Here is a 26,894-nt window from a genome sequence, read left to right as displayed (position 1 = left end):
CGGGCATCAAAGCTTCCGCTGCCCGGTCACGAGAGGCTGCGCGGATCGAAAATGTCGCGGAAGCAGGGCCTCCTATACAGGCTGCGGCCGAAAGAGCAAGGCAAAAGGGCGGTTCCACGCCTCCGCCCGCCGCGGCCGCCGCAGTTCCGCAAGGCCGCCGCATTGAGGCCCCGAAACAGGTCCTTGCCTCTTAACGAAGCCTGAACGCGGCGAACAGCCGCAGCGCCGGATCGTCCGGAACGGGCCGGTTCAGAAAGGCCAGCTTCAGAAAGGCCAGCTTTAGAAAGGGCAGTCTTATGGCAGTGACATATCAAACCCCGCCGCAGGTGACCCGCGCCCCGGTGGCCGATGCCCTTGATGCCGTGGCACGCGCGGTGCCGCTGCGCCTGCGGCGGGAAGCAAACTGGACGCTGCGTTTGGCCCTTCTGCGGATGCTGGGGGCGGCAATGATCCTCAGCTCCACCGGGCTGTGGCTGGTTCCGGTTGCCGGCGCTGATCCAGAAGTGAACCTGATCCGGTTCGGCATCTCGGTGGTGTTTCTTCTGACCGGGCTGGTGCTGATGACGGCGCATGATCCCGGCAACCGGTCCGAGGCGTGCTTTGACCCGGTGCGCTGCGAGCTGCGGGTGCTGCAGACCGGCAGCCGGGGCCGTCCCCGCACCGTCTTGCGCCGGAGCTATGACACCCTGGGCGGGGCGCGGCTGACAGCGGTGTCGGTGCAATGGCATAAGACCGGCGGCAGCCTGCTGATCGAGCTGCCCATCGGCTCCGCCGCAATGCGCAGCCAGCTGCGCGACCAGCTCAGCGGTGCGGTGCGGATCCTGACCTGACCCGCATTCACGATTGCGCGAGGCACTTCGGCCGGCCGGTCCGGCGGGTTTAGTGTTCGCCCGTTCACAGGTAGTGTTGGTTTTTGCGGGCTTCCCTTCCGGGGGCATGCGCCGCATCTTTTGCCCCATGATTTATTCTGACGGAGCCTTCCTCATGAAAACGACCCTTTTCGCTGCTGCCCTGGTTGCTGCTGCCGCAACCGGCGCTGCCGCCGCCCCAGAAAAATACGTGCTGGATGCCGCCCACAGCCAGATCCTGTTTGATTACAATCACCTGGGCTATTCTACCACTTACGGCATGTTCGCAGGCTTCGAGGGCGAGATCATGTTCGACCAGGAAGATCCGGCGGCCTCCAGCGTGTCGGTGACCCTGCCGCTCAGCATGATGTTCACCGGCTGGCAGGCCCGGTTCGACCACTTCATGACCAAGGATTTCTTCGAGGCAACCGAGGACGAGACCGTCAGCTTCACCTCCACCGCGATCGAGGTGACCGGCGATAACACCGCGAATATCACCGGTGATCTGACCCTCAACGGCGTAACCAAATCCGTGGTGCTGGATGCCAAGCTGAACAAGGCCGGCGAGCACCCGATGGCGAAAAAGCCCTGGGCCGGGTTCGATGCCACCACCACGGTGCTGCGCTCGGACTACAACCTGGGCCAGTTCGCGCCCTTCGTCAGCGACGAGGTGAACATCAAAATCTCGGTCGAAGCGATGAAGGCCGACAGCTAAAGCGCAACCGCCGCTTTGAAAGACGTGCCGCCAGCTCCCCCGGAGCTGGCGGTTTTTTGTTGCCCGGCCACCAAACCTGCCACCAAACCTGCCGTCAGCCCGGCCGCCAGCCCTTCCAACAGGCCTTTCGCCAGCCCGGCCATGGGTCCGGTGCGGCGCCTCCCCAAAGCGTGACCTGAGTTCATTGGTGTTTTCCCGGCCGCTGCGGCAGGCTTAAACCGGCCCCTCCGGCCGCCTATGAAAGGAGGCATCATGTTTCGCCTAGGCCACTTCGTGTCAGCCTGTGCGGCATTGGCCCTCGCTGCCAATCTGGCGTTCGCAAGGCCGGCTGCCGCCCATGATTCAGGCCGCGATGCGGCCCGCACCATTGCCGGGCTGATCGCTCTCGGTCTCATCGTCAAAAATCTGAATGACCGCAATGACCGCCACCGCGGCTATACCCAGTCGTACCAGCCGCGCAGCTATTACCGGCCTTATCGGGGCCACGGCCATTACGCGGGCCGCCACCGGAACCATGACCGCGGCATCCACCGCCACCGTTCCCGCCACGGCGGCTATTACCGGCATCGTCACTGACACTGACTGTGACAACCGGATGCGGCAAAAGCTGTTGAGCAGCACCAGGCCGCCCCGAAACGGCACAGCGCCGCGCGTCAGCGCGGCGCCCGGCCCAAGGCTGGAAAGGGGATCAGCCCGCTGATCACCGCCAGGCGCGGGAGCGCGCCGGCGGTGCGGATCAGTCCGCCCGTACCGCCTCCAGCTCCACCGGCACGTCCACGGCAAACCCCAGCGAGCTTTCATCCGGCAGGCTTTTGCCAATGCCGAAATCAAGCCGGTTCAGGGTCAGCGTTCCAGCCATCTTTGCGGTGTTCCCCTCCAGCTCCAGATCAAAGGGCAGGGTGACCGGCACTGTCTGGCCCTTGATGGTCAGGGTGCCCGCCGCCTGATACCCCTCAGCCAGCTTTTCGATATCCGCCTTGAACAGGGCGGTCGGGAAGTTGGCGCTGTCAAAATAATCCGCCCCCATCGCCTGACCGGCAACAGACCCCAGTTCCAGCGAGGCGATCGCCACGGTCACTTCCACATTTCCCGCCGGACCCGGCGCGGCAGGTTCTTCAAAGCTGATCACCGCATCCCACTCGCCGAAGCTTCCGGAAACGACGCTGCCCATCTGGGTGACGGACAGGCCCAGGGTGCCGGACTGCACAGCCCAGCCGCCCCCGGCCGCAGGGCCTGCAGCCACGACAGGGGCAACGGTGCCGTCCGCCCCCGATTCCCGTTCCTTGGCCTGGCGTTGATCCTGGCCGCCATAGACACCGATCATTGCACCGCCGCTCAAGGCACCGGCCCAGACCGCCAGCGCCGCCAGCAAAGGCACCAGGCTGTGGGTTTGCGCGGGCGGCTGCGGCAGGTCCGCGCGGCCCGGCAGCATCCGGTGCAGCGTGGCGTCGCGGTCGATCACATGATGCTTCAGCGCCCCGGCAATATGCAGCGCCAGCGAGGCCCCCAGCGTCCAGACCAGCACCCAGTGCACGCCGCCGAAGAAAGAGGCCGCCACCTCGGACTTCGGCACAAACGGCAGGCTTTGCCCGAACGGCCACCAGATCGGCGCAAAGCCCGTGGTCGCGGCGTGATGGATCCAGCCCGACAGCGGCACCGCCACCAGCGAGCCGTACAGCAGCCAATGCACCATCTCCGCTGCCAGCGCTTCGGCCTTGCGGTCCGGGTGCAGCAGGCCGGGCTTCGGCTGGCTCAGCGCCCACAGGATCCGCAACAGTGCGGTAAAGAACACGGTGACGCCCAGCGTCTTGTGCAGCGAAAACAGCAGCGTGGCCCGTGCGATCACCGCCTGGCTGCCGTCAAACCCCGGGCTCTGGATCTCCTGCGCCAGCCCGTTGGCGAAATACCCCAGCGGAAAGGCCGAGAAGATCAGCAGCGCGGTCAGCCAGTGGAAGGTCTTGGCGATGCTGCCGTATGAGGAAAACGAGTTGGCACGGGGCATTGGGGGCATTTCCTGGTCAGGTTCCGGTTGCCATATACCTAGCGAAGGCAGGCGCTGATGCAACGCACGCCTCTGTCATGCCGCGCACAGCATTGGTGCGCAAAATGCGGCTTTGCTTGTACGCAGGGGAAAGGCCCGCTAAATCAGGCAAAACGTTAAAACAGACGAGGTCTTCAATGACGATCGCATTTGTGTTCCCGGGACAGGGTGCCCAGACCATCGGTATGGGCAGGGCGCTGGCCGATGCCTATCCGGCTGCCAAAGCCATCTTTGACGAGGTGGATGACGCATTGGGCGAAAGCCTGAGCCGGCTGATCTGGGAGGGGGACATTGAAACCCTGACCCTGACCCAGAACGCCCAGCCCGCCCTGATGGCCGCTTCAATGGCCGCCATGCGCGCCTTGGAGGCCGAAGGCGTCACCATTGAAAAGGCATCCTTCGTGGCCGGCCATTCCCTGGGCGAATATTCGGCGCTGGCGGCTGCGGGGTCGATTTCGGTGGCCGACACCGCGCGCCTTCTGCGCACCCGCGGCCTGGCGATGCAAAGTGCTGTGCCGGTGGGCGAGGGCGCCATGGCCGCGATCCTCGGCCTGGACCTTGAAACTGTGCGCGCCGTGGCGGATGAGGCCGCGCAGGGGGACGTCTGCCAGGCGGCGAACGACAATGACCCTACCCAGGTGGTGGTTTCCGGCACCAAGGCCGCGGTTGAGCGCGCCGCGGTGATCGCCAAGGAAAAGGGCGCCAAACGCGCGGTGATGCTGCCGGTCAGCGCCCCGTTCCACTGCGCCCTGATGCAGCCCGCTGCCGACGCCATGGCCGAAGCGCTGGGTGGTGTCGAGATCAAATCCCCCGCAGTGCCGCTGATCGCCAATGTGCGCGCGGATGCGGTGACCAGCCCGGATGAAATCCGCGCCTTGCTGGTGGAGCAGGTGACCGGCTCGGTGCGCTGGCGCGAAAGCGTGCAGGCAATGGCCGCCAAAGGCGTGACCGAATTCTGGGAGATCGGCGCAGGCAAGGCGCTGTCCGGCATGATCCGCAAGATCGACCGGGCGCTGGCCAGCCGTCAGGTGGGCACCCCCGAAGACGCCAAGGCTGCCGCCGAAGCATAAAGGGATTTAGCCGGCGCGCCTGTGCCGCGCCGGCCTCTGATATAAAGGACAAGAAAATGTTTGATCTGACTGGCAAGAACGCCCTTGTGACCGGCGCTTCGGGCGGCATCGGCGGCGACATCGCCCGCGCCCTGCACGCCGCAGGCGCCACCGTTGCCCTCTCCGGCACCCGCGAAGAACCCCTGAAGGCATTGGCCGATGAACTGGGCGAGCGCGCCCATGTGCTGCCCTGCAACCTGTCGGATGCGGACTCGGTCGAGGCATTGCCGAAACAGGCGGCTGCGGCGATGGGCTCGGTTGATATCCTGGTCAACAATGCCGGCATCACCCGCGACAACCTGTTCATGCGCATGAAGGACGAAGAATGGGAAAGCGTGCTGAACGTCAACCTGACCTCCACCATGCGCCTGTGCCGCGGCGTGCTGCGCGGCATGATGAAGGCGCGCTGGGGCCGTATCATCAACATCTCCTCCGTTGTCGGCACCACCGGCAACCCCGGCCAGGGCAACTATGCCGCCTCCAAGGCCGGCATGGTGGGCATGTCGAAATCGCTGGCCTATGAGGTCGCCAACCGCGGCATCACGGTGAACGCGGTTGCGCCGGGCTTCATCGCCACCGCAATGACCGAAAAGCTGAACGATACCCAGAAAGATGCGATCCTGACCCAGATCCCGGCCGGCCGCATGGGGGAATCGAAGGAAATCGCCTCAGCCGTGCTGTATCTGGCCAGCCAGGAAGCGGGCTATGTCACCGGCACCACGCTGCATGTGAATGGCGGCATGGCGATGATCTGACCGCAGCGCCAGCCTCTGCAGCACCAGGCCCCGCAGCACGTCTGCGGGGCTTTTGCGTGGAGGCCGCGGGCGGGCGCCTGATCAGCTTTCCCCGGCAAGCATCTGAAAAACATCCTAATTGCGAAAAATATCCTGCCGCGCCCTTGCAAGCTCTTGATTGCGGCGCCATCTGCACGCTTCATAGCCGTGCGATGCCGGCCGCCGCCGCCGCCGTGACCAAGCGAAACCGTTTGCCTTGGCCGCGGTCTATGCTATAGGCGGCCCATATCCGCGCTGGTTTTTCCTAACGGAAACGCCGCACTGTCCCCGCCTGCCGGGGACTACACCGCCCGCTCCGGGCAAAAACCACGCCGCCCGCACGGGCAAGGGCAGAACTGGGCAGAGTGCCCTGAAAGACGAGGAATAGACATGAGCGACGTCGCAGACCGCGTAAAAAAGATCGTTGTTGAGCACCTGGGTGTAGAAGAAGACAAGGTCACCGAAAACGCCTCCTTCATCGACGATCTGGGCGCAGACAGCCTGGACACCGTGGAACTGGTGATGGCGTTTGAAGAAGAGTTCGGCATCGAGATCCCGGACGACGCTGCCGAAACCATCCAGACCTTCGGCGACGCGGTCAAATTCATCTCCGAAGCGTCCTAAGCCACGCTTCCGGGATACCGGACCAGGCGGCGTCTTCCCATCGGGGAAGGCGCCGTTTCCGTTTGCCGGGCCGGCCTTCGATTCCCGTGTTGCGGTGAGACGGGCCAGATCTTTGTTTGCGCTACCAAAAAGCGGCTCCGCTGCGCCGCAATTGTTCCATAAATCGTCATGAAACGTCGTTCCGGCCGCGGCGATCCGTGCTAATCTCTCCGTAAGAGGCAAAACTTAGGAGATGGGCATCATGATGATTTACCCCACAATGGAGATTCTGAACGGCCGCTGCGTGAGCCTCGAAAAGGGCCGCCTGGATGAGCCTTTGATCTGGCATGTGGATCCGGTGGAAACGGCCAAAGGCTTTGCCGCCGCCGGGGCGGAATGGATGCATGTCACCGACTTCAACGCGATTGAAGGCGATCACAGCAACGAAGAGCTGATCAGCGACATCATCCGCGGCGCCGGCATTCCGGTGCAGCTGGGCGGCGGCATCCGCTCGCGCGAGCATGCCGAGCATTGGATCGACAAAGGGGCAGGGCGCGTCGTCATCGGCACCCTGGCCGCGCGGGATCCGCAGCTGGTTCAGGAACTGGCCAAACACCACCCGGACCAGATCGTGCTGGCAGTGGATGTCTATCAGGGCCAGGTGATGACCGACGGCTGGCGCCAGTCCGGTGCAATTTCGCCCGAGGATTTCATCGCGGCGTTCGATTCCGTGCCGCTTGCGGGAATCATTGTCACCGATATCGACAGCGACATGTCGGATGTCGAAGCCCAGCTTGGCCTGATTTCCGCCCTCGCGGAAAAGTCGCGCACGCCGGTGATCGCCAGCGGTGTTGTGCGCAGCTCGGATGACGTCTCGCGTCTGAAATACATCTACAACATTTCCGGCGCGATGGTTGGCCGTGCCTTGTTCCGCAAGACGGTGACCGTCCAGGAAATTCTGGAAGTGGCCCGGCCGGAACCCGAACCGGTAGCCGAGTTTCAGTAAAGGAAATGACTGCCTGCGGGCTGTTGCCCGCAGGCATAGGTGCTCCGGCCTGGGCCGGCTTGCCGGCCCGTTGCCAGCAGGACGGGGCGCAGCATCCGGCGGTCAGGCCGGTTTGACAGCCTGCGTCTGCCGCAGCGGTTTGGCGGGCGGCCAGGCAAGCAGGATCTGCAGCTCTTCCCCCGTCAGCGGAGTGGTGAATTCAAGGCCCAGGTAGTCGGTGTTTTTCCACGTGATCTGCGCGCCGGCTGATCCGATTCCGGGCAGGGCTGCTGTGAGATCCCTGGAAAGGCCGGTCAGGGCCTTGTCCTGGTTTTTCCAGACTCTCACTTTGGCGCCCAGCTGGCTGATATCGACCAGTTTCGCCTGCAGCAGCGTCTGACCGGAGTGCAAATTGCACGGCAGCGAGCAGGGGTGACGGTACCGCCGGCGCCGGTGCCTGCGGGCGAACCGCTCTGCCAGGAACAGGCCGGCCCCGCTGAGCATAATGAAAAGCAGCGCACTTATCACCGTGGTTTCCGGCGTCAGGGCCGGCAACCGGCCCATGCCGGCCGCAGTGCTGCCCTCCACGTCCTGTTGCGGATCATAGTTGCACGGCAGCGGGATGATCCGGTTGGCATATTCGTCCAGCAGGGCGGATGTGCCAAACCGCAGCGCGCTGACCCCCGCTTTTTTCTGGCCGTGCAGCCGGTACTCTGCCAGAAGACTTTCTTGCTGAGTAATCAGCCGCATGGTCAGCAGTTCAAAAGATTGCAGGCCCAGCCGCCGCATCCGTGTCCGCAATGCCACCGCCGGATGATCTTCCATCCACTGCAGCAGCCGCATGGGCTGATGCGGGTTCCGCCCTGTTTGCAGATGCTCCAGAAATCCGCGGACCTCATGCTGGAAATTCATCAGATCGGATTGCAGCTGGCAGGTCTCCCTGGAAGATGCTGCTGCCGTGACTGCACTGCCGCAGACCGCAGCCGGGGCAATCAGTGCCGCTATCATCAATGGCCAGTACCTCAATACAGGACCTTTCCGATCAGGAGGGGACGCGGTGCCGCGCTTCCGAAATCTGAATCTGCCTAGAGAGCAATATGGTACTGTTGATGCACCCTATGCGGGTAGTGAAATCAGCGTAAAACCAGCATCCGCTGCCAGCGGCAGCGCTCCCCGGCAGTTGGACCTATTCCTGACTCTGATGGTGTCAAATGGGCGCACGCAGCCAGGCAAGGCGGCTCAGAACACGCAAGGTTTGCCCGCCCTGTGCAGGCCGTTGGCATCCGAAGCGGCTTATGACGCCCAATTCAGCTGTTCTGGATCAGCTTGACCGCACAACGTGCACGCCGGGCTGTTAAACCCCGAGCCGCGCCTCTTCGCGCACCCCTTTGCCTTCAAGCGGGAAAGCCTCCAGCAGGCGGTGCAATTGTATGAAGTTGAAATCCTTGGAAAACTGGACGCCGAAATAGCCGGCGGTTTGCCAGCGGACTTGGGCATCCACGGTATATCCGCCAAAACTAAGGGTCACCCGCCCCGGGATTTCACAAGGGCCGTCGGGGCGCACCTTGGCGCCGGCACGGCTCAGATCGACCAGATGGGCTTGAACTGTCCGCCCGTCTGTCTGCAAGACGCAGGGAACCGCGCAGGGATAGCGTTTGGTGCGGCGGATTTTGCGGATGCCGATCCGGTCGAGAAAATACAGCGCACTGCCGCCCAGAACCAAAAAGGACACCCAGGCAATTGCGGCATTGCGGATCTGCTGCCGCTGCCGTTCATCTGCCGCGGCCACCGCAACCAGCTTGCTGCCGTTTCCGCTTTCCTTCACCTCGTCGCAGGGCAAGGCTTCGACATGCGTGCCGAAATCCGCCGCCAGCGCCGGGGTTCCCATATGGCGCGCGGTTTCCAGCGCCGTGGCCCGGCCCTGGCTGGAGAGGATCTTCAGCAGCACCTGCTGCTGCTGCAAAAGCTCGTCCATGCTGGCAGCGACGGACTGAATGCCAACCGCTCTCATCCGCTGCCGCATCGGCGCGGGCGGGTTTGTGCTGATCCAGCTCCGCAGATGCTGCACATAATATGCGCCCTGACCGGAGCTGAGATAGGAGAGGAACCCCTTGGAGGCCCGGTGCAGGTTCGACAGATCCTGATGCACAGCGCAACTGGCCGCCGCGCGTTCCGGCAGCAGGCCAGTCGCCAGTAAAAGTGCAATTATCGGAAGCCATTGACGCATGGCGAAGCCGTTCCTTCATACCTTTGGATTGAAATTATGACGTAAAGATGCAAATGCGCCGTTAACGCAGGCTGATTTATATGCCGGCCAAGCAGCCAGGGCGCCTGGCCCCCGGCGCAGTCAGCAGCCGCGGGCCTGTTCTGAAGAACTCGGGCGCATGGCAGCCTGGACCGGGTCCGCCAGCCTTGGCTCCGGTGTTTCCCCATTGCGGGAAACAGACTGTGTCCGGCGGCTGGCCGGCGCCCGGATCTGATCAACAGCCGGCCGCGCCGGGCGCCGCAATCTGCAACCCGGCCAGGCGGGGCCGCTTTGAGGGCCAGGGAACGGAGGGTCTCTGAAGTCAGCACCCGCAAGGGCGCTTAGCAATCCTCTGTCTGGATCGCGGGGATAAAAAGGCGGGCTGGAGGCAATTTTGCCCAAACCTCCAGCCCGGTTCTGGCAATCCAAGAGGACGGATGCCGAGTTCAGTTGTTCTCTCCAACATCAACCTAAAGTATTATCATTAACAATTAACACCACTTTCGCAATTTCCCCGTAAAACCCGCATTGCGCCTGGCGGCACTGCGGATCAGCCCGCTCTTGCACCCAGCCGCCTTTCCAAGCTATTTGAACGGACGGATTGCCGAGGCAAAGGAGAGCAAGGAATGCGTCGAGTAGTTGTCACCGGACTGGGCCTGGTTACACCGCTGGCCAGCGGAGTCGAAGAATCCTGGTCCCGGTTGCTGGACGGCCAGTCGGGTGCAGGCCCCATCACCCTGTTTGATGCCGAAGCAAGCGGCGTCACCACCACCTATGCCTGCGAAGTTCCGCGCGGCGATGGCTCCGGGGGGACGTTCAACCCGGATGACTGGGTGATCAAGAAAGACCAGAAGAAGATTGATGACTTCATCCTCTATGGCATCGCCGCCGCCGATATGGCCGTGCGCGACGCCGGCTGGACGCCCGAGGACGAGGAAAGCCGCCTGCGCACCGGCGTGATGATCGGCTCCGGCATCGGCGGCCTGTCGTCGATCGCGGACACCGCCGTGATGATCAAGGAAAAAGGCCCCCGCCGGGTGTCTCCCTTCTTTATCCCCGGCGCGCTGATCAACCTGATCTCGGGCCAGGTCTCGATCCGCTTTGGCTTCAAGGGCCCGAACCACTCGGTGGTGACCGCCTGCTCGACCGGCGCCCACGCCATTGGCGACGCGGCGCGGCTGATCAAATCCGGCGACGCCGACGTGATGATCGCAGGCGGCGCCGAAGCGGCCATCTGCGAGATCGGCATTGCCGGTTTCAACGCCTGCAAGGCGCTGTCGACCAAACGCGCCGATGACCCCAAGTCAGCGTCGCGCCCCTATGACACCGACCGCGACGGGTTTGTGATGGGCGAGGGCGCCGGCATCGTGGTGCTGGAGGACTATGAGCACGCCAAGGCCCGCGGCGCCAGAATTTACGCCGAGGTGCTGGGCTACGGCCTGTCGGGCGACGCCTATCACATCACCGCCCCGTCCGACGACGGCGAAGGCGGCGAACGCTCGATGAAGGCGGCGCTGGCCAATGCCGGTCTTGAGCCTTCGGCGATCGACTACATCAATGCCCATGGCACCTCGACCATGGCCGACACCATCGAACTGGGCGCTGTCGAACGGCTGCTGGGCGATCACGCCGCCAATGTCACCATGTCCTCGACCAAATCGGCCACCGGGCATCTTCTGGGCGCGGCCGGCGCGATCGAGGCGATCTTCTCGATCCTGGCGATCCGCGATCAGGTTGCACCGCCGACCATCAATCTGGACAACCCCGCCGTTGAGACCCCGATCGACCTGGCCCCCAACGCCAAACGGGCGCGCAAGGTTGAGGTGGCACTGTCGAACTCCTTTGGGTTCGGCGGCACCAACGCCTCGGTGATCTTCGGAAAGGCCGGCTGATGTGGCGCAGCCTCGCCTCCAACATGCTGACAGTGCTCATTGCGGTTTTGTTCCTGCTGGGCGGTCTGATCCTGTGGGGCAAATCGCAATACACCGCTGAAGGCCCGCTGGAGACGGCGATCTGCCTGCGTGTCGAGCGGGGCTCGAACATGGCGCGGGTCAGCCGCGACCTGGAAGACCAGGGCGCGGTTGCGTCCGGCACCATCTTCCGTCTCGGCGCCAAATACAGCGAGAAGACCGGCCAGCTGAAGGCCGGCAGCTTTCTGGTGGAGCCGGGATCCTCGATGGAGGAGATCATCGACCGGGTCACCACCTCCGGTGCCTCCACCTGCGGCACCGAGATCGTCTACCGCGTCGGCGTGACCCGCACCAATACTGTGGTGCGGGAGCTGGACCCGGCCACCAGCACGTTCGAGGAAAAGGCGGAATTCATCCTCGGCGAGGATGAGGTCCCGGCCGCGTACACCGAAACCCGCCAGGAGGCCGACACCCGCTACCGCATCGCGCTGGCCGAAGGGGTGACCAGCTGGCAGGTGGTCGAGGCGCTGAAATCCATCGATGTGCTCGAGGGCGACCCCGGCGAACGCCCGGGCGAGGGCCTGCTTGCGCCCGACAGCTACGAGGTCACACCGGGCACAGCGCGCGCCGCCGTTCTGGGGGAGATGCAGCAGCGCCAGCAGCTGCGCATCAACGCCGCCTGGGAAGGCCGCGCCGCGGATGCTGCTGTTGCCAGCCCCGAGGAAATGCTGATCCTTGCCTCGATCATCGAGAAGGAAACCGGCATTGCCGGGGAACGCGGCCTGGTCGCTTCGGTCTTCACCAACCGCCTGAACCGCGGCATGCGGCTGCAGACGGACCCGACGGTGATCTATGGCGTCACCAAGGGCGAAGGCGTTCTGGGCCGCGGCCTGCGCCAAAGCGAGCTGCGCAAGGCCACGCCCTGGAATACCTATGTGATCGAGGGCCTGCCGCCGACCCCCATCGCCAATCCGGGGATGGCCAGCCTGGAGGCCGCGGTGAACCCGGAGACCACGGATTACGTGTTCTTTGTGGCTGACGGCACCGGCGGCCACGCCTTTGCCGAGACGCTGGACGAACACAACCGGAACGTCGCCAAATGGCGCGAAATCGAAGCCCAGCAGCAGAACAACTGACGCTGCGGGGCAGGAGGGAAACTGCGAAGGGCGCCGCTTGGCGCCCTTTTTTATGCGCCCCGCACAGCCGTTGGAAATCCGATCCGCTGGGGACACTGCGGTGCATTCGGGCATAATCAGCCCTGCACTGCCAGCAGCGCGCCCGCGCCCAGTCGGACCCTGTGCCAATCCGGCCCGGAAACGGGCAGCAGGATATACCGGATATTGATCTGCGTTTTCTGGTCCAAGGCTCCCGTCTTCCCTGGCTGCACTCCCGGGTTCACGGCTGTGCGGGCGGGTCCGGATAAAATTTCCAGTGCAGGTCTTGACAGAGAAAATGCTGATCCCACATCGGTTGCGGGGATGCCGTAGGCGGGTCCCCAGGTAGTGGAAACCGGGCGGTTGGCTTGACTTGCGATCGTCCATTTGACTGCCATTCCGGTGCGCGGGCTCAGGCGCCGCGCCGGTAGTGCATGCAGCGTTCCGGCCTGCGACCTGCCTTTCCAGCCTCTCCACACATGCCAGCCGTCTGTCCGCCGGTTTCACACGGGCTATCCTCGCTTGCCCTGCCAAAAAGGCGGACAGCCGGCTTTCGCCGAGCTTTGGAAAGGAGGACTGCAATGCTTTACACACCCTTCGCAGCCCACGGCACTTCGGATCCCTTTTCCGATATGCGCCGTGCGCAGACCGAAATGAACCGTCTGTTCGACGGGTTCGGCCCGTCCCCTCGTGCAACTGTCTATCCGCCGGTGAACTTCTGGGCCGGTCAGGACAGCATCGTGATGACGGCCGAACTGCCGGGCCTGTCCGAGAACGACATCGAACTGACAGTCAAGGACACGCTGGTTTCGATCAAGGGGACCTTTCCCCGGCACGACGAGGGCGAGGAGGCGGCCTGGTACCGGAGCGAACGCCCAACCGGATCGTTCTCGCGCACCATCGAACTGCCGTTCCGGATCGATTCCGGCAGTATCGAGGCCCGGTTCCGGAACGGTGTGCTGACAGTCGAGATGCAGCGGCCGGAGGACGACAAGCCAAAGCGTATCGAAATCAAGGCGTCCTGACACCCGAAGGAAAGGAGGAAAATCATGGCACAGGAACTGACACCCCAAGGCGGCCGCGGCATGGCTGGGCGCAACCAGTCCAATGGATCGGCCGGAACGGCATTCATGCCGATGGTCGACATCTTCGAACGGGACGAGACCACGGTCATCCTGGCCGACATGCCCGGTGTAGCGCCTGACGGCATCGACGTGACGCTTGAACGGCAGGTTCTGACCCTGAAAGGCAGCGTTGAACCGCATTCGCCCGAGGGCTACCGCCGCATTTCATCCGAATACCGCGAAGGCGACTACATGCGTGTGTTCACCCTGTCGGACGCGGTCGACCAGAACAACATCAAGGCTGATTTCAAGAATGGCGTGTTACGTCTGGAACTGCCCCGCGCGGTTGGGGCGAAGCCCAGAAAGATTTCAGTCAAGTCAGCGTAACATCACGATAGCAAAGGAGGAAACATCATGCAGATCAGCGATCTCATCCCCTGGGGTCGTGACAGGAACAAGACCCCGGCGTCCGGCGATGACCGGCCGGACAACCCGCTCGCCGCACTTCAACGTGATATCAACCACGTGTTCGAGGACTTCTGGCAGCGGCTGGAGAATGGCTGGAACGGCCGGACCAACCCGGCCGGAGGGTTCGGCCCAAGCACCGATATTTCGGAATCCGGCGACAGTGTCGAGGTGGCAGTCGAGCTCCCCGGCATGAGCGAAGATGATATCGGCATCTCGCTGTCGGGCGACGCCATGACGATCCGCGGCGAAAAGAAGATCGCGCACGAGGAAAAGCGCAAGGGCGTTTACATGTCCGAACGGTCCTACGGCGCGTTCTACCGCACGATCCCGCTTCCGCCGGGGGCCGATACCGGCAAGGCAGACGCGCAATTCCGCAACGGTGTGCTCACCGTGACCCTGCCGAAATCGCCTGAGGCACAGGCGAAGGTCAAGCGGATCAAGGTGAAATCCTCTTGAGCCGGAAAAGGGGGCATGGGGTTTTGCCCATGTCCCTTTCTCATCCGATCCCGAAGGGTCTGTCTCCCGCTGCCGCTGCCGCTGCCGCGGGCGCCAGGCCGGCCCGGCTGCCGGGTTCTCGCGAATGTTTTGAAAGGATGGTACCATGTCCAAGACCGGCAAGAAAACCGGGGCTGCCGCACACACGGAGGACATCACGCCTGAGGTCACAGATCCCGCGGTGACGCCGGAAGCAGAAACAACGCATCGGGACGCCGGAGCCGCGCGGAAACGGGCCGGCAAATGGCGCGCCGGGGGGGCGGGCTTGGTATCGCGGCGGCGGCCGGGGCTCTGGCCCCGCCCTCGGCGCCAGCCCCATCGCGTCCGGGAATACGCCAATTGCTCCGGCACTTCATGAAGCCATGCAAGTGCCGGAAACCACCGATGCCATGCCCGGCGCAGGCCGGGCTGGTGCTAAGTCCGGCGCTGGCCGGCCGAATGATCCGTACGGGAACAAAAAAATATGAGCGACAGTCCATATGACATCCTCGGCGTCTCCAAAGATGCCACGCAGGCAGAAATCAAGAAGGCCTATCGCAAGCTGGCAAAAGCCCTGCACCCCGATCTGTCGCCCGGCGACAAGGACAAAGCCGCCGAGTTTCAGAAGGTGGGCGCGGCTTATGACATCCTGGGCGACGAGGAAAAGCGCCGCCGCTACGACGGGGGCGAAATCGACGCCAGCGGTCAGGACAGGCCGGAGCGACAATTCTATCGCCAATATGCCGGTGCGGACCCCGAAGGCCGGTATCAATCCTCGGCGGCTTTCAACGATTTCGAGGATGTGTCGGACATTTTCGCAGATCTCTTCGGGCGGCAGGGGCAGGGGCAGGGGCGGGCGGGCCCCGGTTCGGCGCAGGGCTTCGCGGCGCGCGGGGCCGACCTGCGCTATCATCTCGACGTCGATTTTCTCGATGCTGCCCGCGGTGCAAAACGGACGGTGCCGCTGCCGGATGGCCAGACCATCGATCTGACGATCCCTGCCGGTGTCCGCGACGGTCAGACCCTGCGCCTGCGCGGCAAGGGGCAGCCGGGCATTGGCGGCGGCCCGGCGGGCGATGCCTATGTCGGGATTTCCGTCAAGCCGCACCCGCTCTTCACACGCGACGGCAACGATATCGGGATCGACCTGCCGATCACCTTCGATGAGGCTGTTCTGGGCGGCAGGATCGAGGTTCCGACGCTTTCGGGGCCGGTGTCGATGAACTTGCCCAAGGGAGCGTCCAGCGGCCAGAGGCTGCGGCTGAAGGGCAAGGGGGTCCGGCCCGGTAAAGGACCGGCGGGCGACCAATATGTCCGATTGATGATCATGCTGCCGGACAAGATCGGCAGCGGGATGGAAGACCTCGCCCGCCGCTGGCGTGAAACCGCCGGGCAGGATCCGCGCAAGAACATGGGGAGTGTGTGATGCGGCTGAGAGAACATGACGTGGTTGCCACGGTTCGCAGGCTTCAGCTCCGGGAGCTTCGCTCATGGGTGCGGGCGGGTTGGATCAAACCGGCACGCGGCGACGGCGGCCCGTTTTTCGATGAACTCGACATCGCCCGGATCCGGCTGATCTGCGACCTGCGCAAGGAAATGTCGCTGTCCGCGGATACAGTACCGACTATCTTGTCCCTGCTGGACCAGCTGCACGGGCTGCGTCACCAACTGCACCGCCTTGCCGAGGCGGTCAATCAGCAGCCGGAAGAAACACGAATAGCGGTTCTGAAGGCATACCGGCGCTTGGAAGGGCGCGATTGACGACTGCGCGGTTGCTGAGCCGCTGATCGCACCAGCCGCCGTGAATGATTGTCTTGCACCTATCCCCGGATCGGTCCGATGGCTGGCATGGGCGGGGACGTGCTGACCGGATGCAAAAACATACTGTGTCCTGATAAATAAGGCCCCGATAGCCAAGCAGGTGCGCCAGCCTGCAAACCCCGCGGCGGACAGATTAAAGCGTATCACCCGCCATGCCCGCCTGCGGCGGCAAAGCTTTACACAGCAATCCGGACCGACCTACAGAAGGGAACGAAAGACTTAAACTGAGGCCCCGCCCTGCCGGGGCCGCTCCCGCGGCATCAGGACATCCCATGACCCCTTCGATTATCATCCACAACGGCGCCCTTATGACCTTTGACGACGCGATGCCGACCGCACAGGCGCTTGCGATTGCAGGCAGCAGGATCACGGCTGTCGGGGCTGATGCCGCCATTCTATCCCTGGCCGGCCCTGAGACCCGGATGATCGACGCGGGCGGTGCGACTGTGCTTCCCGGGTTCATCGACAGCCATGTCCATCTGTTTGGCGGATCGGTTGAGCTGGATTGCCTGAACCTTTACGGCGTCACAGGTTTGCCCGCGATGCGGGCCGGCATCCGCCCCTACGCGCAGGCCAATCCGGACGATGCCCTGGTGTTCTGCGTCATGGCGGACTACGGCATTCTGGGCACGGGAAAGACGCCCACCCGCCACGACCTCGACCGGATTCTCAGCGACCGCCCGCTGGCCATGTTCGCGCCGGACCACCACACGATCTGGGCAAACACGGCCGCCCTGAAAGCCGCAGGCCTTCTGCAAGGCGGACCAACCGATGCAGGCTCCGAGATCGTGATGGGCGAGGACGGTCTGGCCACTGGCGAGCTGCTGGAGCCCGGCGCCTATGAGCCGGTGCTGCGCCTCACGCGCCACGGCGGCCGGGACATGCTGGGCCTGACAACGGGCAAGGACCCGGTGCCCCCCGCAACGGCGGATCAGCGCCGGATGGACAAGGACGTTCTCGCCAAGGGGCTTGCGCATTGCGCCGCGCAAGGCATTACAGGCCTGCATCTGATGGACGGCAACAGGTATCAGCTGGAGCTTTTGTCCGAACTGGAAGCCGAAGGCCGCCTGCTTTGCCGCTGCCGTGTGCCGTTTCATATGAAAGGAACCGATCCGCTGCAACGGATGACCGCGGAAGCGCCCGCGATGCGGGATGATTTCCGAAGCGGCAAGATCGCATGCAGCCACGTCAAGATGTTCATTGACGGTGTGATCGAGAGCGGCACTGCGCTGATGCTGCGCCCTTACCCCGGTGAGCTGGGCGCAAACGGCAATTCAGGCGATGAGGTTTTCACACAGGAGCACTTTGTTGCCTGCTGTTCCGAAGCGGACCGGTTGGGGTTCCAGATCGCCGTTCACGCCATCGGCGATGCTGGTGTCAGGCGCACGATCGACGCTTTCGAGATGGCTGCAAAGACCAATGGGAGGCGCGACAGCCGTCACCGGATCGAACATATCGAAGTGATCCATCCAGACGATATACCACGGCTTGCGGCGTTGGGCATCGTTGCCTCCCTGCAACCGGGCCACGCTCCGATGGGGCATATCTTTCCGCCCGGCGGCGCGGCGCAGTATCTGCACGCGGACCAGATTGCCGGGGCCTATGCCTGGCAGACCATACGTGACGCAGGCGCACAGGTCATCTTTTCGACAGACTGGCCCGTGATCCCGGTCAACGTGATGGCAAATGTCAAAGCCGCAATCGCACCGCTGGATCTGGGCGAGGGGTGGGCCGACCAGACCCAGACGCTGCACGACACGCTGGCCAGCTATACGCGCGGCAATGCCTGGTCCGAATTCAACGAGGATACAAAAGGAAAGCTGGCAATCGGCATGGCGGCCGACGTTGCAATTATGAGCCATGACCTGACGCAGCTTGCGCCCGGGAACGTGACGGCGGCGATGGCGATGACGACGATCTGCGACGGAATGGTGACCTATCAGCATGGGGTTTGACCGGGTTACCGGAAAATGACACGCCTCCGACAGACCGGTTGGCCCCCCGCAAACCGGACATCGCTCTGGCAGAGGGCCGGATCAGTATGATCCAAGGTTTGCGGCTGCTGCCACCGCGCGATGCAGCGGCGGCAAACCTGAAAGAAAGAACGACGTGCAAGATGCTTAGCGGAAAGCGCGCCTCTTTGACCGGCTTCTGTCGTCAGCAAGCCTTTGGGCCGCCCTTATCGGCAGGCCGTTGCCTTTCCACCGTGCGCTGCTGCGGCCGGAATTCTTGACAAACGCAACATTTTCACGTATAAGTTGCATTGCAGCTGGAAAGAACATGGACGGCCCCGGATCCCTCCGCCGGTGGCCGTCGTTCTTTCTCTTGTGCGGACAAAAAACGCATGAGGCAGACAAATTCATGACAGATCATCCAACAGACCAGGACGGCGCCGCCGTCCTGACCCGGCAGGTGCATTACACCGCCGATCTTCTGCGATCCCTGCAGGAGAGCATTCACCGGCTGCGAAACGAGGCAGAGGCGCTGCGGGAGCAGCTCGAAACCACCGGCGCCGGCGCCAAGGGACAGGTCGGCAAACTGGAACAGCTGATCCGCGATTGCCAGAAAGTGGAGAGACTCCTTGCAGAACAAAGCACCGAATTCGCCCGCATGCTCAAATCCGAACACGAACTCGATCTCGTCGCGGCGCGCGCAGCTGTCGAGCGCGGACTTTCTGGCCTGCGCGCCGCCCTCGCTCCAGAGCTGGTTCTTGAATGAGCTGGACCGCAAGGCGCTGTGCGCGCTGCCGCATCTGTTCGGCATCTGGGCATTGGACCACCAGCGCCCGCCGCCGGGCGGCTGGCGTGCCTGGGTGATCCTGGGCGGCCGCGGCGCAGGCAAGACGCGGGCAGGGGCCGAATGGATCCGGTCGCTCGCCGAAGGGCCGCGCCCGCAGGATCCCGGCACCGCCCGCCGCATCGCGCTGGTGGCCGAAACCTATGACCAGGTGCGCGACGTGATGATCCACGGCGACAGCGGCATCCTGGCCTGCTCGCCGCCCGACCGCCGCCCCAAGTGGAAAGCCTCCGAGCGCAAGCTGATCTGGCCCAACGGCGCCGAGGCGCAGGCGTTTTCCGCCCACGACCCCGAGGCCCTGCGCGGCCCCCAGTTCGACGCCGCCTGGGCGGATGAGCTGGCCAAATGGCGCAAAGGCCAGGAATGCTGGGACATGCTGCAATTCGCCCTGCGGCTGGGCCGGGACCCGCGCGTCTGCGTCACCACCACGCCGCGCAATGCACCGGTTCTGAAACACCTGCTGGCCTCTCCCAGCACGGTGCAGACCCACGCCCCGACCGAGGCCAACCGCGCCAACCTCGCGCCGTCGTTCCTAGAGGAGATGCGGGCGCGCTACGCCGGCACCCGTCTGGGCCGGCAGGAGCTGGACGGGGTGATGCTGGCCGATGTGCCGGGCGCGCTCTGGTCCACTGCCGCGCTGGCGGCGGCGCAAGTGACCGGCGCGCCGCCGCTCGACCGGGTGGTGGTGGCGGTGGATCCCGCGGTCAGTTCCGGAAAATCCTCGGACGCCTGCGGCATCGTGGCGGCGGGCGCCGTCACCCAGGGCAAACCGCAGGACTGGCGCGCCTATGTGCTGGCCGACCGCACCGTTCAGGGCGCCGGGCCGCTGGCCTGGGCGCAGGCGGTGATTGCCGCCCGCGATGCCTTTGGCGCCGAACGGGTGGTGGCCGAGGTCAATCAGGGCGGCGCTCTGGTGGAGACGGTGCTGCGCCAGGCCGACCCGCTGGTGCCGTTCCGGGCCTTGCATGCGCGCAAGGGCAAATCCGCCCGCGCCGAACCCGTCGCCGCCCTTTATGAGCAGGGCCGCGTCAAACATTTGCCGGGGCTGGGAGAGCTGGAGGACCAGATGTGCCTGATGACCCCGCAAGGCTATCAGGGCAGCGGCTCTCCCGACCGGCTGGATGCGCTGGTCTGGGCCCTGCATGAGCTGATCATCCAGCCGGCAGCCAGCCTGAGGATGCCGCAGATCAGGGTGCTGTAATGCGCCCAGGGCAGCGCCCGCCCGGAGGGGGGCGGACGGGCGCTGCCCGGCCTTCGGCCAGACGGTGCATCAGAAAATGAAGATGGGAGAATGGCAGCGCGCAACGCTGCTATTTCCTTTTATTACAGTCGCTTAACCTGGGGTGTTGCGCCCCCTGCGTACGCACCGCTGGCCAAATCTTCAGGCCTCTCTGTCACTAATGACCCTCAGCAAAGGCGCATCGGCCCCAGCGGCAGGCAGCGCCCCACACAGCAACTTGAGGAGCGGACAATGGTCTTTGACCTGCTGCGGCGCAACAAGCCCGAACCCCCGGAAACCGCCCTGGAACAGAAGGCCAGCCAGACCGCCCGCGTGGTCTCCTGGCAGGGGGCCGGCCGCACCGCCTGGAGCCCGCGCGACAGCGTGTCCCTGACCCGCAGCGGTTTTGCCGGCAATCCGGTCGGCCACCGGGTGATCCGGATGATCGCCGAGGCCGCCGCGGCCGTGCCGCTGGTGCTGCAGGACAGCCGCCGGCGCTTTGACAGCCACCCCTGGCTGGCGCTGCTGGCCCGCCCCAATCCGGCGCAGGGCCAGGCCGAACTGCTGGAGGCGCTCTATGGCCACCTGCTGCTCTCCGGCAATGCCTATATCGAGGCGGTCGCGGCAGACGCAGGCACGCCTGCGGAATTGCATGTGCTGCGGTCCGACCGGATGCGCGTTGTGCCCGGCCCGGACGGCTGGCCGGCCGGGTTCGAATATTCGGTTGCCGGACGCAAGCACCGCTTCACCGCGGAGGGCGCGCAATCACCGGTCTGCCACATCAAAAGCTTCCACCCGCAGGACGACCACTACGGGTTGTCATCGCTGCAGGCGGCGGCAATGGCGATTGATGTGCACAACGCGGCCTCCCGCTGGTCCAAGGCGCTTTTGGACAACGCCGCCCGCCCCTCCGGCGCGCTGGTCTGGAACGGGTCCGACGGCCACGGCCGCATGTCCGAGGAACAATTCCGCATTCTAAGCGACGAGATTCAATCAAACTTTCAGGGCGCCAAGAACGCCGGCCGGCCGATGGTGCTGGAGGGCGGGCTGGACTGGAAGCCAATGGGGTTCTCGCCCTCTGATATGGAGTTTCAGAAAACCAAGGACACCGCCGCCCGCGAAATTGCGCTGGCCTTCGGGGTGCCGCCGATGCTGCTCGGCATTCCCGGCGATGCAACTTACGCCAATTACCAGGAGGCCCACCGCGCCTTTTACCGGCTGACCGTGCTGCCGCTGGCGGCCAAGGCCGCCGCCGCGCTTGCCGACTGGCTGGCCGGCTGGACCGGCGAGGCGCTGACGCTGAAACCCGACCTCGACCAGCTGCCTGCCTTGGCCGCCGAGCGCGAGGCGCAGTGGCGCCGGGTCTCTGCGGCCGATTTCCTGACACCCGCGGAAAAGCGGCGCCTGCTGGGGTTGCCCGCAGAAGCCCCCGCCGCGCCGCAGCGGGAGGGCGGACAGGATGACTGAGCACCCGATGCACGCTTTCGACTGTTCACCGGGTTTGCGCCTGTCCGCCCATGAGCGGGTGGCCCAGATCCAGCACGAGGCGGTGAACCGCCGTCTCGACCGGATCGAACAGATGATGGAACGGCTGGAAAAACGTCTCTGGCTCACCGTCTACGGCGTCGCCGCGGTGATCCTGGCACAGGCCTTTCAATCCTTCCTGACGGTGCAATTGCCGTAACAACAATAACTTGCGAGGCAGATATCATGCAGGGACCTCCCCAGCTTGAACATAAATTCGCGCGTTTCGGCGAGGATCTCTCGCTGCAGCACGCAAGCCAGATCACCGGCTACGCCAGCCTGTTCGGCCAGACCGATCAGGGCGGCGATGCGGTGATACGCGGCGCCTATGCCGCCTCGCTGAAGGCGCTTCAGGATCAGGGCCGCACCGTCAAGATGCTGTGGCAGCACGACCCCGCCCAGCCGATCGGCGTCTGGGACGAGGTGCGCGAGGATCAGCGTGGCCTGTTCGTCAAGGGCCGGATCCTGACCGCGACCCCCAAAGGCGCCGAAGCCGCGGCGCTGATCGAGGCCGGCGCCATTGACGGCCTGTCAATCGGCTACCGGACATTGAAATCCACCCGCACCCCGGACGGCAGCCGCCATCTGACCCAGCTGGAACTGTGGGAGGTGTCGCTGGTCACCTTCCCGATGCTGCCCGCGGCGCGGGTGGCGGGTAAATCCTCCGCCCTCGCGGCCGAGGCAGACGCGCTGCGCGCATTGGCCGCCGGCCTGCGCCGGATCACCCAGGAGCTCAAGGCCGGCCAGACTTAAAACAGGCCCGGCTTAAAACCGGCCCGGCTTAAAACAGGACAGACATCATGAGCAATCAAGACCTCCCGGACCCCTCCGGGACCACAGCGCCCCTGGCGCATGAAGTGACCCAGGCCATCACCGGCTTTCTTCATGAAATCAAGGGGTTTCGAACCGACGTGCAATCAAGGCTGAAACAGGCAGAAGAGCGAGTGAACATGCTGGACCGTAAAACAATCTCACAGAACCGCCCCCATCTGGCAGCCGGCCAGGACGCGGGCGCGCCGCATCAGAAGGCGTTCAACGCCTACCTGCGCAGCGGCGACGACGACAGCCTGCGCGGGCTGGAACTGGAAGGCAAGGCGATGTCCACCGCCGTGGGCGGCGATGGCGGCTACCTGGTCGACCCGCAGACCGCCGAGACCGTGAAATCGGTGCTGAACTCCTCCGCTTCGATCCGCGCGGTGGCCTCGGTGGTGCATGTGGAGGCGTCTTCCTATGACGTGCTGATCGACCACAGCGAAATGGGGGCCGGCTGGGCGACCGAGGCCGGCCCGGCCGCAGAAACCGGCACCGGCAGCATCGACCGCATCACCATTGCGCTGCATGAACTCAGCGCGCTGCCCAAGGCGTCGCAACGGCTGCTGGACGACAGCGCCTTTGATATCGAGGGCTGGCTGGCGGGCCGCATCGCCGACAAATTCGCCCGCTCCGAGGCCGAGGCCTTTATCAATGGTGACGGCATCGACAAGCCCAAGGGCTTCCTGTTCCACCCGGTTGTCAGCAACGGCAGCTGGAGCTGGGGCAACCTTGGCTATGTCACCTCCGGCACCGACGCCGAGGTTGGCAGCGGCGATGCGATCATTGATCTGGTCTATGCGCTGGGGGCGGAATACCGCGCCAATGCGACTTTCATTCTGAACTCCAAGACCGCAGGAATGCTCAGGAAATTGAAAGACGCAGATGGCCGGTTCCTGTGGTCTGACGGTCTGGCCGCAGGCGAACCCGCACGGCTGATGGGCTACCCGGTGCTGATCGCCGAGGACATGCCGGACCCGGGTTCCAACAGCTATTCCATCGCTTTCGGCGACTTCCGCGCCGGCTATACCATCGCCGAACGCCCGGACCTGCGGGTGCTGCGCGACCCGTTCAGCGCCAAGCCGCATGTGCTGTTCTACGCCACCAAGCGGGTCGGCGGCGATGTCAGCGACTTTGCCGCGATCAAGCTGATGAAATTCGGCGTGACCTGACGCGTTGCGCTGATGGCGGACCGGCAGACCGGTCCGCCGGCGGGTATGCACCCCACAATCCTTTGCCGTCCAGCTGCTCCCCTCCGTCCGAGCGGCAAGGGATGGTGCATGCCCGCCGAACCCCACCCGGACAGCAGATCAGGGCCGCAGCAGGGGATGGCCCGCAGGAGTGAGATGATGATGCTGAGCGAACTGACCCCCGTGCCCGAGGCCGCCCTGCCGCTGGCCCCGTTCAAGGCGCATCTGCGCCTGGGCAGCGGTTTTGGCGAGGACAGCCTGCAGGACGAGGTGCTGATTGGCTTTCTGCGCGCGGCCCTGGCTGCGATTGAAGGAAGGACCGGCAAAGCTCTGATAATACGAGATTTTGAGATGGAGATCCGGCACTGGCGCGACCGTGCCCGGATGATCCTGCCGATCGCCCCGGTGCAAGCGGTGACCGCAGTTGCGATGCGCGGCGCAGGCGGCGATGAGACGGTTCTGGACGCCTCCCTCTATCACCTGGAGCCCGACAGCCAGCGCCCGCGCCTGTGCCCGGCCGGCAGCCTGCTGCCGCCGATTCCCACCGGCGGTCTGGCGCGGATTTCACTGCAGGCCGGGATGGCCTCTGATTGGGGCGGCCTGCCTGCCGATCTGGGCCAGGCGGTGATGCTGCTGGCCGCGCATTATTACGAATACCGGGCCGACACCGGCCTGCACGGCGGCTGCATGCCCTTTGGCGTCACCAGCCTGATCGAACGCTACCGCAGCCTGCGGCTGACCCTGGGAGGCCTGGCATGAAAACCCCCCCGAAACTCACCCGCAAACTGGTGCTGGAAGACCCCCAGCGCCAGGCCGACGGGGCCGGAGGCTATTCTGAGACCTGGGTGGCGCTTGGCACCTTTTGGGCCGAGGTGACATCGCTTACCGGGCGTCTGACCGGCGACAGCCTGTCTTTGCAGAAATACCGGATCACCCTGCGCGCTGCACCAGAAGGCTTTGCATCACGACCCCGTCCTGATCAGCGCTTCCGCGACAGCAACAGGCTTTACCGTATTGACGCAGTTGCAGAATCCGATCCCGACGCCCGCTACCTCACCTGTTTCGCGGTTGAGGAGGTGAGCGGATGACCTATGCCATCGCAGGCGGGTTGCAGTCCGCCGTCTACACCCATCTGACCGGCGATGCGGGGCTCACCGCTCTGGTCGGCAGCGCGATCTATGACGCGATCCCCGCAGGCCCCTTGCCGCAGACCTATGTGGCGCTGGGATCGGAGGAGGTGCTGGACCGCTCCGACAAGACAGCAGGCGGCGCCGAGCACCGGTTTTTCATCACCGTCACCACCGACATGGCCGGATTTGCCGGCGCCAAGGCTGCCGCCGCGGCGGTCTGCGACGCGCTGGTCGGTGCCGCGGTGCCGCTGCCCCGCGGCCGGCTGACCGGCCTGTGGTTCGACCGCGCCAAGGCTGAACGGCTGAAGACCGGCGGCAGGCAGATCATCCTGCGCTTCAGGGCGCGGGTGGATGACGTCTAGGCCGCAGGACATCGCTCAACCCCATTGAAAAGCAGGGAGAAACCCCATGACAATTCAAAACGGCAAGGACCTTTTGGTCAAAGTGGACATGAACGGCGCCGGCCTGTTCGAGACCATCGCGGGCCTGCGCGCCACACGGATCAGCTTCAACGCTGAAAGCGTCGATGTGACCAGCCTCGAAAGCCAGGGCGGCTGGCGCGAGCTGCTGGCCGGCGCCGGGGTGCGCTCGGCCAGTATCTCCGGTTCCGGCATTTTCCGGGACGAGGCGACGGACGAACGCGCAAGGCAGCTGTTCTTTGAAGGGCTGACACCGGACTTCCAGATCATCATTCCCGATTTCGGCATCGTGCAGGGCGCCTTTCAGGTGACCGCGCTGGAATATGCCGGCAGCCACAATGGCGAAGCCACCTATGAGCTGTCACTGGCCAGCGCCGGTGCTCTCAGCTTTACGGCGGTTTGAACGATGGTGAACCCGCAGGCCGGAGAGGCGGAATTGATCGTGAATGGAACCCCTTACGCGCTGAAGCTGACCCTTGGCGCGCTGGCGGGGCTTGAGGATTCGCTGGAGGAAGGCACGCTGGTGGATCTGGTGCAGCGGTTCGAACAGGGCCGGTTTTCGGCCCGCGACGTGCTGGCGCTGCTTGCGGCCGGCCTGCAGGGCGGCGGCCATGAGCTGAGCCGTGAAGCCTTGGCATCTGCTGCAATCACCGGCGGTCCGATGCAGGCGGCGAAGGTGGCGGCAGACCTGCTGGTGCGCAGCTTCACCGTGCCGGACAGCCTGTGAGCACGCTCGACTGGCCCGCCCTGATGCGCGCCGGGATGGCCGGGCTGAAATTGCTGCCGCGCGATTTCTGGCAGCTCACCCCGGCAGAACTGCGGCTGATGCTGGGCGAAGCCGCAGCGCCGCAACCTCTGGGCCGCGACCGGATGGCGGCGCTGATGCAGGCCTTCCCGGACATCGCGCCGCCACAGGACAAGGAGACGACAGGTGACTGATTCAACATCAATGGCAGAACTGGAATTGCAGGGCGAGGCGTTGGGGGAAGCGCTTGACGGCGCCTCCGGCATGGCCGCGGCCTTTGCCGAGGTGCTGGGGCGGGTGAAGGAAGGATTTTCCGAAACCGGACGCGACGCGCAGGTCCTGGACCGCAGTCTTTCCAAGGGCTTGCGCCGCGCTTTTGACGGGCTGGTGTTCGACGGCGACAGCCTGTCCGCGTCGATGGACAGGCTCGCCCGCTCAATGATCCGCACCACCTATAACGCCGCGATGAAGCCGGTGGCGAACCATGCGGGCGGGCTGATCTCCGATGGCATCGGCAGCCTGATCGGCAGCATCCTGCCCTTTGCTGGCGGCGCCGCCTTCAGCCAGGGCAAGGTGATGCCTTTTGCCAAGGGCGGCGTTGTCACCGGGCCGGTCAGTTTTCCGATGCGCGGTGCCACCGGGCTGATGGGCGAAGCAGGGCCGGAGGCGATCCTGCCGCTGACCCGCGGCGCTGATGGGTCGCTGGGCGTGCGCAGCCAGGGCGGCGGCGGGGTCAATGTGGTGATGAATGTCACTACCCCCGACGTCAAAGGCTTTGAACGCAGCCGCAGCCAGATCGCCGCACAGCTGTCCCGCGCGCTGAGCCGCGGCGGAAGAAACCGTTAAGGACG

At 64.6% G+C, this 26,894-nt stretch carries 31 protein-coding genes; 28 read left to right on the top strand and 3 right to left on the bottom strand.

Annotated elements, in window-relative coordinates:
• Window positions 1-296: 296 nt before the first annotated feature.
• The 3 genes from METH_RS09060 to METH_RS09050 all read left to right on the top strand — a co-directional run bounded on the left by METH_RS09060 (window position 297) and on the right by METH_RS09050 (window position 2,139).
• The gene (locus METH_RS09060) at window positions 297-830 is read left to right on the top strand and encodes a hypothetical protein (RefSeq protein ID WP_024090146.1); all 534 of its coding nucleotides are present in this window, start codon (window positions 297-299) and stop codon (window positions 828-830) included.
• A gap of 154 nt (window positions 831-984) precedes the next feature.
• On the top strand, window positions 985-1,563 hold the full coding sequence (locus METH_RS09055; RefSeq protein WP_024090145.1) for a YceI family protein: 579 nt from the start codon (window positions 985-987) through the stop codon (window positions 1,561-1,563).
• Between the two features lie 252 nt (window positions 1,564-1,815).
• On the top strand, window positions 1,816-2,139 hold the full coding sequence (locus tag METH_RS09050) for a hypothetical protein (protein ID WP_044008612.1): 324 nt from the start codon (window positions 1,816-1,818) through the stop codon (window positions 2,137-2,139).
• Window positions 2,140-2,299: 160 nt separating this feature from the next.
• Here METH_RS09050 and METH_RS09045 read toward each other — a convergent pair whose 3' ends face one another.
• Window positions 2,300-3,565, bottom strand: a complete 1,266-nt coding sequence (locus METH_RS09045) for a cytochrome b/b6 domain-containing protein (RefSeq protein WP_024090142.1) — start codon at window positions 3,563-3,565, stop codon at window positions 2,300-2,302.
• Window positions 3,566-3,741: 176 nt separating this feature from the next.
• Here METH_RS09045 and fabD point away from each other — a divergent pair, with 176 nt between their 5' ends.
• The 4 genes from fabD (at window position 3,742) to METH_RS09025 (ending at window position 7,095) form a co-directional block, all read left to right on the top strand.
• Window positions 3,742-4,674: an ACP S-malonyltransferase gene (gene fabD, locus METH_RS09040; RefSeq protein WP_024090141.1), complete on the top strand. Its 933-nt coding sequence runs from the start codon at window positions 3,742-3,744 to the stop codon at window positions 4,672-4,674.
• A gap of 56 nt (window positions 4,675-4,730) precedes the next feature.
• Window positions 4,731-5,468, top strand: coding sequence for a 3-oxoacyl-ACP reductase FabG (gene fabG / locus METH_RS09035; RefSeq protein WP_024090140.1), 738 nt, complete (start codon window positions 4,731-4,733; stop codon window positions 5,466-5,468).
• 408 nt (window positions 5,469-5,876) lie between these two features.
• Window positions 5,877-6,110 (top strand): acyl carrier protein, encoded by a 234-nt coding sequence (locus METH_RS09030; RefSeq protein ID WP_005982462.1) that lies wholly within the window; start codon window positions 5,877-5,879, stop codon window positions 6,108-6,110.
• Between the two features lie 241 nt (window positions 6,111-6,351).
• Complete coding sequence (locus tag METH_RS09025; protein ID WP_024090139.1) at window positions 6,352-7,095, top strand: 1-(5-phosphoribosyl)-5-[(5-phosphoribosylamino)methylideneamino]imidazole-4-carboxamide isomerase; 744 nt, start codon at window positions 6,352-6,354, stop codon at window positions 7,093-7,095.
• 102 nt (window positions 7,096-7,197) lie between these two features.
• Here the strand turns inward: METH_RS09025 and METH_RS09020 are convergent, their stop codons facing one another.
• Window positions 7,198-8,082, bottom strand: a complete 885-nt coding sequence (locus METH_RS09020) for a PilZ domain-containing protein (protein WP_024090138.1) — start codon at window positions 8,080-8,082, stop codon at window positions 7,198-7,200.
• 346 nt (window positions 8,083-8,428) lie between these two features.
• Window positions 8,429-9,301: a PilZ domain-containing protein gene (locus METH_RS09015; protein ID WP_024090137.1), complete on the bottom strand. Its 873-nt coding sequence runs from the start codon at window positions 9,299-9,301 to the stop codon at window positions 8,429-8,431.
• 644 nt (window positions 9,302-9,945) lie between these two features.
• Here METH_RS09015 and fabF point away from each other — a divergent pair.
• The 21 genes from fabF (at window position 9,946) to METH_RS08905 (ending at window position 26,889) form a co-directional block, all read left to right on the top strand.
• A complete protein-coding gene (gene fabF, locus METH_RS09005) occupies window positions 9,946-11,211 on the top strand; it encodes a beta-ketoacyl-ACP synthase II (RefSeq protein WP_024090135.1) in 1,266 nt (421 codons plus the stop codon).
• Window positions 11,211-12,365: an endolytic transglycosylase MltG gene (gene mltG, locus METH_RS09000; protein ID WP_024090134.1), complete on the top strand. Its 1,155-nt coding sequence runs from the start codon at window positions 11,211-11,213 to the stop codon at window positions 12,363-12,365. Before fabF ends, mltG begins: the two co-directional genes overlap by 1 nt.
• 599 nt (window positions 12,366-12,964) lie before the next feature.
• Complete coding sequence (locus METH_RS08995; protein ID WP_024090132.1) at window positions 12,965-13,408, top strand: Hsp20/alpha crystallin family protein; 444 nt, start codon at window positions 12,965-12,967, stop codon at window positions 13,406-13,408.
• A 24-nt stretch (window positions 13,409-13,432) separates the two neighbouring features.
• A complete protein-coding gene (locus METH_RS08990; RefSeq protein ID WP_024090131.1) occupies window positions 13,433-13,834 on the top strand; it encodes an Hsp20/alpha crystallin family protein in 402 nt (133 codons plus the stop codon).
• A 27-nt stretch (window positions 13,835-13,861) separates the two neighbouring features.
• Window positions 13,862-14,371 (top strand): Hsp20/alpha crystallin family protein, encoded by a 510-nt coding sequence (locus tag METH_RS08985; protein WP_024090130.1) that lies wholly within the window; start codon window positions 13,862-13,864, stop codon window positions 14,369-14,371.
• A 502-nt stretch (window positions 14,372-14,873) separates the two neighbouring features.
• The gene (locus METH_RS08980; protein ID WP_024090129.1) at window positions 14,874-15,815 is read left to right on the top strand and encodes a DnaJ C-terminal domain-containing protein; all 942 of its coding nucleotides are present in this window, start codon (window positions 14,874-14,876) and stop codon (window positions 15,813-15,815) included.
• Entirely contained in the window at window positions 15,815-16,150 is a 336-nt protein-coding gene (locus METH_RS08975; RefSeq protein WP_024090128.1) for a chaperone modulator CbpM, read from the top strand. The genes METH_RS08980 and METH_RS08975 overlap by 1 nt, the downstream gene beginning before the upstream one ends.
• 332 nt (window positions 16,151-16,482) lie before the next feature.
• Window positions 16,483-18,165, top strand: coding sequence for an amidohydrolase (locus tag METH_RS08970; protein ID WP_024090127.1), 1,683 nt, complete (start codon window positions 16,483-16,485; stop codon window positions 18,163-18,165).
• 325 nt (window positions 18,166-18,490) lie between these two features.
• The gene (locus METH_RS08965; protein WP_024090126.1) at window positions 18,491-18,928 is read left to right on the top strand and encodes a hypothetical protein; all 438 of its coding nucleotides are present in this window, start codon (window positions 18,491-18,493) and stop codon (window positions 18,926-18,928) included.
• Complete coding sequence (locus METH_RS08960; protein ID WP_044008374.1) at window positions 18,921-20,207, top strand: DNA-packaging protein; 1,287 nt, start codon at window positions 18,921-18,923, stop codon at window positions 20,205-20,207. The genes METH_RS08965 and METH_RS08960 overlap by 8 nt, the downstream gene beginning before the upstream one ends.
• A gap of 270 nt (window positions 20,208-20,477) precedes the next feature.
• Complete coding sequence (locus tag METH_RS08955) at window positions 20,478-21,692, top strand: phage portal protein (protein WP_024090124.1); 1,215 nt, start codon at window positions 20,478-20,480, stop codon at window positions 21,690-21,692.
• Window positions 21,685-21,909, top strand: a complete 225-nt coding sequence (locus METH_RS08950; RefSeq protein WP_024090123.1) for a GTA head formation protein, RCAP_rcc01685 family — start codon at window positions 21,685-21,687, stop codon at window positions 21,907-21,909. Before METH_RS08955 ends, METH_RS08950 begins: the two co-directional genes overlap by 8 nt.
• Before the next feature lie 26 nt (window positions 21,910-21,935).
• The gene (locus tag METH_RS08945) at window positions 21,936-22,502 is read left to right on the top strand and encodes an HK97 family phage prohead protease (RefSeq protein WP_024090122.1); all 567 of its coding nucleotides are present in this window, start codon (window positions 21,936-21,938) and stop codon (window positions 22,500-22,502) included.
• A gap of 47 nt (window positions 22,503-22,549) precedes the next feature.
• Window positions 22,550-23,731, top strand: a complete 1,182-nt coding sequence (locus tag METH_RS08940) for a phage major capsid protein (protein WP_024090121.1) — start codon at window positions 22,550-22,552, stop codon at window positions 23,729-23,731.
• A gap of 177 nt (window positions 23,732-23,908) precedes the next feature.
• Window positions 23,909-24,508: a head-tail connector protein gene (locus METH_RS08935; protein WP_024090120.1), complete on the top strand. Its 600-nt coding sequence runs from the start codon at window positions 23,909-23,911 to the stop codon at window positions 24,506-24,508.
• Window positions 24,505-24,837 (top strand): head-tail adaptor protein, encoded by a 333-nt coding sequence (locus METH_RS08930; protein ID WP_024090119.1) that lies wholly within the window; start codon window positions 24,505-24,507, stop codon window positions 24,835-24,837. The genes METH_RS08935 and METH_RS08930 overlap by 4 nt, the downstream gene beginning before the upstream one ends.
• On the top strand, window positions 24,834-25,241 hold the full coding sequence (locus METH_RS08925) for a DUF3168 domain-containing protein (protein WP_024090118.1): 408 nt from the start codon (window positions 24,834-24,836) through the stop codon (window positions 25,239-25,241). Before METH_RS08930 ends, METH_RS08925 begins: the two co-directional genes overlap by 4 nt.
• Window positions 25,242-25,287: 46 nt before the next feature.
• Window positions 25,288-25,701: a phage major tail protein, TP901-1 family gene (locus METH_RS08920; RefSeq protein WP_024090117.1), complete on the top strand. Its 414-nt coding sequence runs from the start codon at window positions 25,288-25,290 to the stop codon at window positions 25,699-25,701.
• Between the two features lie 3 nt (window positions 25,702-25,704).
• A complete protein-coding gene (locus METH_RS08915; protein ID WP_024090116.1) occupies window positions 25,705-26,025 on the top strand; it encodes a gene transfer agent family protein in 321 nt (106 codons plus the stop codon).
• Entirely contained in the window at window positions 26,022-26,237 is a 216-nt protein-coding gene (locus METH_RS08910) for a rcc01693 family protein (RefSeq protein ID WP_024090115.1), read from the top strand. Before METH_RS08915 ends, METH_RS08910 begins: the two co-directional genes overlap by 4 nt.
• Window positions 26,230-26,889: a phage tail tape measure protein gene (locus tag METH_RS08905; protein ID WP_024090114.1), complete on the top strand. Its 660-nt coding sequence runs from the start codon at window positions 26,230-26,232 to the stop codon at window positions 26,887-26,889. Before METH_RS08910 ends, METH_RS08905 begins: the two co-directional genes overlap by 8 nt.
• The last annotated feature ends 5 nt before the right edge of the window (window positions 26,890-26,894 follow it).

Source organism: Leisingera methylohalidivorans DSM 14336, assembly GCF_000511355.1.
Taxonomy (GTDB): Bacteria; Pseudomonadota; Alphaproteobacteria; order Rhodobacterales; family Rhodobacteraceae; genus Leisingera; species Leisingera methylohalidivorans.
Note: the sequence above shows the minus strand (reverse complement) of the source record. Positions and strands in the feature narration are given on the sequence as shown.

What these genes read in the sequence shown, in the direction of transcription:
- METH_RS09060 (WP_024090146.1), top strand. Translation starts at nt 297, where the DNA reads ATGGCAGTGACATATCAAACCCCGCCGCAGGTGACCCGCGCCCCGGTG.
- METH_RS09055 (WP_024090145.1), top strand. Translation starts at nt 985, where the DNA reads ATGAAAACGACCCTTTTCGCTGCTGCCCTGGTTGCTGCTGCCGCAACC.
- METH_RS09050 (WP_044008612.1), top strand. Translation starts at nt 1,816, where the DNA reads ATGTTTCGCCTAGGCCACTTCGTGTCAGCCTGTGCGGCATTGGCCCTC.
- METH_RS09045 (WP_024090142.1), bottom strand. Translation starts at nt 3,565, where the DNA reads ATGCCCCGTGCCAACTCGTTTTCCTCATACGGCAGCATCGCCAAGACC.
- fabD (WP_024090141.1), top strand. Translation starts at nt 3,742, where the DNA reads ATGACGATCGCATTTGTGTTCCCGGGACAGGGTGCCCAGACCATCGGT.
- fabG (WP_024090140.1), top strand. Translation starts at nt 4,731, where the DNA reads ATGTTTGATCTGACTGGCAAGAACGCCCTTGTGACCGGCGCTTCGGGC.
- METH_RS09030 (WP_005982462.1), top strand. Translation starts at nt 5,877, where the DNA reads ATGAGCGACGTCGCAGACCGCGTAAAAAAGATCGTTGTTGAGCACCTG.
- METH_RS09025 (WP_024090139.1), top strand. Translation starts at nt 6,352, where the DNA reads ATGATGATTTACCCCACAATGGAGATTCTGAACGGCCGCTGCGTGAGC.
- METH_RS09020 (WP_024090138.1), bottom strand. Translation starts at nt 8,082, where the DNA reads ATGATAGCGGCACTGATTGCCCCGGCTGCGGTCTGCGGCAGTGCAGTC.
- METH_RS09015 (WP_024090137.1), bottom strand. Translation starts at nt 9,301, where the DNA reads ATGCGTCAATGGCTTCCGATAATTGCACTTTTACTGGCGACTGGCCTG.
- fabF (WP_024090135.1), top strand. Translation starts at nt 9,946, where the DNA reads ATGCGTCGAGTAGTTGTCACCGGACTGGGCCTGGTTACACCGCTGGCC.
- mltG (WP_024090134.1), top strand. Translation starts at nt 11,211, where the DNA reads ATGTGGCGCAGCCTCGCCTCCAACATGCTGACAGTGCTCATTGCGGTT.
- METH_RS08995 (WP_024090132.1), top strand. Translation starts at nt 12,965, where the DNA reads ATGCTTTACACACCCTTCGCAGCCCACGGCACTTCGGATCCCTTTTCC.
- METH_RS08990 (WP_024090131.1), top strand. Translation starts at nt 13,433, where the DNA reads ATGGCACAGGAACTGACACCCCAAGGCGGCCGCGGCATGGCTGGGCGC.
- METH_RS08985 (WP_024090130.1), top strand. Translation starts at nt 13,862, where the DNA reads ATGCAGATCAGCGATCTCATCCCCTGGGGTCGTGACAGGAACAAGACC.
- METH_RS08980 (WP_024090129.1), top strand. Translation starts at nt 14,874, where the DNA reads ATGAGCGACAGTCCATATGACATCCTCGGCGTCTCCAAAGATGCCACG.
- METH_RS08975 (WP_024090128.1), top strand. Translation starts at nt 15,815, where the DNA reads ATGCGGCTGAGAGAACATGACGTGGTTGCCACGGTTCGCAGGCTTCAG.
- METH_RS08970 (WP_024090127.1), top strand. Translation starts at nt 16,483, where the DNA reads ATGACCCCTTCGATTATCATCCACAACGGCGCCCTTATGACCTTTGAC.
- METH_RS08965 (WP_024090126.1), top strand. Translation starts at nt 18,491, where the DNA reads ATGGACGGCCCCGGATCCCTCCGCCGGTGGCCGTCGTTCTTTCTCTTG.
- METH_RS08955 (WP_024090124.1), top strand. Translation starts at nt 20,478, where the DNA reads ATGGTCTTTGACCTGCTGCGGCGCAACAAGCCCGAACCCCCGGAAACC.
- METH_RS08950 (WP_024090123.1), top strand. Translation starts at nt 21,685, where the DNA reads ATGACTGAGCACCCGATGCACGCTTTCGACTGTTCACCGGGTTTGCGC.
- METH_RS08945 (WP_024090122.1), top strand. Translation starts at nt 21,936, where the DNA reads ATGCAGGGACCTCCCCAGCTTGAACATAAATTCGCGCGTTTCGGCGAG.
- METH_RS08940 (WP_024090121.1), top strand. Translation starts at nt 22,550, where the DNA reads ATGAGCAATCAAGACCTCCCGGACCCCTCCGGGACCACAGCGCCCCTG.
- METH_RS08935 (WP_024090120.1), top strand. Translation starts at nt 23,909, where the DNA reads ATGATGCTGAGCGAACTGACCCCCGTGCCCGAGGCCGCCCTGCCGCTG.
- METH_RS08930 (WP_024090119.1), top strand. Translation starts at nt 24,505, where the DNA reads ATGAAAACCCCCCCGAAACTCACCCGCAAACTGGTGCTGGAAGACCCC.
- METH_RS08925 (WP_024090118.1), top strand. Translation starts at nt 24,834, where the DNA reads ATGACCTATGCCATCGCAGGCGGGTTGCAGTCCGCCGTCTACACCCAT.
- METH_RS08920 (WP_024090117.1), top strand. Translation starts at nt 25,288, where the DNA reads ATGACAATTCAAAACGGCAAGGACCTTTTGGTCAAAGTGGACATGAAC.
- METH_RS08915 (WP_024090116.1), top strand. Translation starts at nt 25,705, where the DNA reads ATGGTGAACCCGCAGGCCGGAGAGGCGGAATTGATCGTGAATGGAACC.